The organism is Mesorhizobium waimense (assembly GCF_003601975.1).
Taxonomy (GTDB): Bacteria; Pseudomonadota; Alphaproteobacteria; order Rhizobiales; family Rhizobiaceae; genus Mesorhizobium; species Mesorhizobium waimense.
The window spans coordinates 1-3,467 of the sequence record NZ_QZWZ01000117.1; the positions used below are offsets into that span (position 1 = coordinate 1).

The 3,467-nt window shown below is 56.2% G+C and carries 4 protein-coding genes and 1 pseudogene; 4 read left to right on the plus strand and 1 reads right to left on the minus strand.

From position 1 onward, the window contains the following. The 4 genes and pseudogenes from D3227_RS39800 to D3227_RS44000 all read left to right on the plus strand — a co-directional run. Nucleotides 1–97, plus strand: a pseudogene (locus D3227_RS39800) (IS5/IS1182 family transposase); the annotation flags it as partial. A 117-nt stretch (nucleotides 98–214) separates the two neighbouring features. Next, nucleotides 215–934 carry an IS110 family transposase gene (locus tag D3227_RS39805; protein ID WP_120019409.1) on the plus strand — a complete coding sequence of 240 codons (720 nt, stop codon included), beginning with the start codon at nucleotides 215–217 and terminating at the stop codon, nucleotides 932–934. 566 nt (nucleotides 935–1,500) lie between these two features. Further along, a complete protein-coding gene (locus tag D3227_RS39810; RefSeq protein WP_120019410.1) occupies nucleotides 1,501–2,541 on the plus strand; it encodes an isopenicillin N synthase family dioxygenase in 1,041 nt (346 codons plus the stop codon). A 331-nt stretch (nucleotides 2,542–2,872) separates the two neighbouring features. After that, nucleotides 2,873–2,998, plus strand: a complete 126-nt coding sequence (locus D3227_RS44000; protein ID WP_281035070.1) for a hypothetical protein — start codon at nucleotides 2,873–2,875, stop codon at nucleotides 2,996–2,998. Between the two features lie 57 nt (nucleotides 2,999–3,055). Here D3227_RS44000 and D3227_RS42455 read toward each other — a convergent pair. After that, the coding region (locus D3227_RS42455) for a hypothetical protein (protein WP_208646618.1) at nucleotides 3,056–3,467 on the minus strand (412 nt) is incomplete at its 5' end.

Sequence of the window (3,467 nt, forward strand, 5' to 3'; positions counted from 1 at the left end):
GCTGGCAAAGGACTTCGAGCGATCAATCGAATCCGCACAGGCGTGGATCTACATCGCAAACATTCGCATGCTCACCCGAAGGCTCGCAAGGGCATGAAAACACGACGGTCATTCTGATTCAGACACTGAGGGCGGCCCGTCATCCGATATGCAACGGTACGAGGGTTAAGCCGGCTGGGCCGGCACAGAGCCTCATGCATAGGAGACGGGCCACATGGAACATACCCGATTTGTCGGTTTGGATATTCACAAAGAACGGATTTCAATCGCGGTGGCGGAGAACGGGCGCTCCGGCGCGGTGGAGTATCTTGGCGAGATTGCGAATGACCCTGATGCCATCAGCAAGCTGTGCGATCGTCTCGTGAAGTCCGGTAAACCGCTGGTGTTTTGCTATGAGGCCGGACCGTGCGGCTATGGCGTTTATCGCCAACTCACGCGCCTCGGTCACCGGTGCGACGTGGTGGAACCGTCACTGATTCCGAAGAAGCCCGGTGATCGCGTGAAGACGAACAGTCGCGATGCGACCATGCTTGCCCGCCTCCACCGGGCCGGAGAGCTGACGCCAGTCTGGGTGCCCGATGCCGATCATGAAGCCATGCGCGACATGATCCGGCTACGCAGCATCGTCCGACAAGTCGTGACGCGAGCGCGCCAACATCTTCAAGGATTTCTGCTGCGACACGGGCGCAAGCATGAGCGTGGGACGGCCTGGCGAATGGCTTTCCGGCGATGGCTTTCGACTTGGCTTTCGAACACCCCGCTCAGCAGATCGCATTTCAGGACTACGTCGACGCCGTCATGGATGCGGAACGGCGCCTGCAGCAAGCGGAGGCGAACCAGACGCCTCGATCGCGGATCCGTCTCACCTTGTCAGGGCGAAAGCCGAATGGCCGAGCTACTGACCGCGACCGTAGCTTTTATCAAAGTCGACTGATATTCAATTTTTCCTACATAAGTGACCGGTAATATAAGACATCCACTTGAAAAAGGAAATTGTTGCAACCGGCGTCGCACAGCAATTTAAAAGTCATGTTTTTTAACTGATGTTTAACTTGCCTGTTTAATTCATCCTAGTTACTTTTGCCGCGCGACCGGTGCCAGAGCGTTGCCGGCAGCAGGGAATAGTGTGCCGCTTTGCGAACGCAGGGTGTCGGCAACAACCCACCTGTCGGCTACTGAGCTACAAATCCAGTGAAAAAGCAGGTTACCTAAGGAAAGCCGAAGATGTTGCCGCATGCACGGGCAGACGATGTTGTGTTTGGAAGCGATCGGGCTGCTTTGCTTTCATATTCTCCTCGCCCCTCTTTAGACGACGGCAGCTAAAGGTGTCCGATGTGGTCAGAAGCGACGCCTACCGAGTTGCTCTCATGGATGCAGCCATGTCTCGGCGCCGATTTAGGGGCCTGGAGTTGTCTTAGCTCAGTTTTGTCGAAGCGCGGCCAGCACCTTCGAAAGCATGCCGCGCAATAATACACCACCAAGAAAATAGGATGAAGGTCAATGACGAAATCGAAACTGCTTCAACTCGACGATAGGCTTCGCGCCCAGCGTCAGCCTTTCGACCGACTCCCAATCATCGATGTGGGCCCGCTGCTGGATGGAAGCGACGCACGAACCGTGGCGAAGGAAATTCGATGGGCGCTGACCAATGCCGGTTTCATGTACATCAAGAACCACGGTTTGCCGGGGGACTTGGTGACGGAGACCTTTGCGCAGGCTCGCACGTTCTTTGACCTCCCGACCGACGAAAAGATGAAGTTGCACATTAGCAATTCCAGCGTCGCGTTACGCGGCTATATTGAATTCTTTGGCGAAAACACCGACCCGGCGAAAACCAAGGATCTAAAAGAGTGCTTCGACATCGGGCCCGAGCGGCCGAGTGTCGAAGGGCCGTTCTTTGGGCCCAACCAGTGGCCAGTCATGCTGTCCGGTTTCAGAGAGACCGTGTTGGCCTGTCACCAGGCTATGAAGGAGCTTTCGATGAGGATTCTGAGCGGAATAGCGCTCAGCCTTGATCTTCGATCAGATTTCTTCGAGCCGCGAATGAGGGATCCAATTACGATGCAACGCTTGCAACACTATCCGCCGCAGTCCGGAGTCGTGGACGAGAAGATCATCGGTATCGGCGCGCATACCGACTTTGGCAACCTGGCCATTCTCGCGCAAGATAGCGTAGGGGGGCTTCAGGTGATGAACCGGAATGGTGTCTGGGTCGAGGGCAGACCCATCCCTGGCACCTTCGTTGTCAACATCGGCGACCTCATGCAGAAGCTGACCAACGACCTCTATCTTGCCAACCTGCATCGGGTAGTGAACACCTCCGGACGGGAACGCTATTCGATACCGTTCTTCATCGATGCCGACCATGGCGCTGTTTTTGCGCCCCTGGAGAGCTGCGTCTCAGAGGCAAACCCGGCGCGACACCAGCCGATCACTTGCGGAGCGTATAAGTTCGGAAAATCTGTCGACACATTCCGACATTTGGGAAGACGCGACGCGTTTGGAGTGGCTCCGGGTCCAATAGCCACAACTGACCGATAGTGTTTTCTAACGAAATCAAGGGCGGCCGCTCGGTTGTGAGTTGTGAGCGTTCTCGACGCTTTCGGCTTTCGGATGCCTGGATTCTCTTCGTGCTCACGTGGCACTTGATGGGGTAAGCTGGGTATGGAGCGGCTTGGTCGAAAGTGCAGTTGGCCGACACATGCATTCACTTGCTCCCTCGGGCGTCGCTTCGCTCGGTTCGTTTCGCCCTCTTGTCTTGTAAGACCTTATGTCCTTTCTGGTTGCCGGCTGTGAGGTGGTTCGCCCTACACTGGCAGTGTTGAAACGAGGGTTGCTCGTCGAGCCTATCCTCATGCCAGGAGGACGAACCATGGAAGAATATAGCGATGAGATCATCACGCACGAAGGCGCTCGCCTGGGGTTGATCTCGGCCGATCGGGCGGCCACCGCCCTGGCAACATCGCGCCAGATCGCGGTCACGTCGCGACATCCTTGATAATCGTTCGCTCCTGCGCGAGAGCGCAAAGAACTCGGACGCGCAAGAATTGGATCGTCACCATATCTGGGGATACGACGATCCGTCGTTCGCCAGCAAAGCATCGTCGTGCAGGATGCGCGATGCTACATCTCCCGAGCCGGGTCGAATTATGGTAAAGTTGAAGTTCCAGAGGGGTTGAATGACATCAAGGCTGCTACCGTTGCGCGAGGAACGTCCGGTCTCCAGACCACGCGAGCATGGGGGACTCCTTGCAGGAGCAGCTTTAGGCGCCAACGCGATCTCGCAAAAGGATCGAGAATTCAGGCCTAGAGAGATCATCATCAAGCGCGGCGAGACCTTAGAGGCCGTTTGGAAAATCGGAAAATTGGGATTTCGGCGGAGGCTGGTTTGTGATTCAAGCTGTGGATGTGGACCGAACAGAGCCGTGGCCGGATGGCCAAGATCGCCAAGAAGACCAAGCGCTACC

Bases quoted from the DNA above. Each gene is read 5' to 3' on its own strand.
- D3227_RS39805 (WP_120019409.1), top strand. From the start codon at position 215: ATGGAACATACCCGATTTGTCGGTTTGGATATTCACAAAGAACGGATT.
- D3227_RS39810 (WP_120019410.1), top strand. From the start codon at position 1,501: ATGACGAAATCGAAACTGCTTCAACTCGACGATAGGCTTCGCGCCCAG.
- D3227_RS44000 (WP_281035070.1), top strand. From the start codon at position 2,873: ATGGAAGAATATAGCGATGAGATCATCACGCACGAAGGCGCTCGCCTG.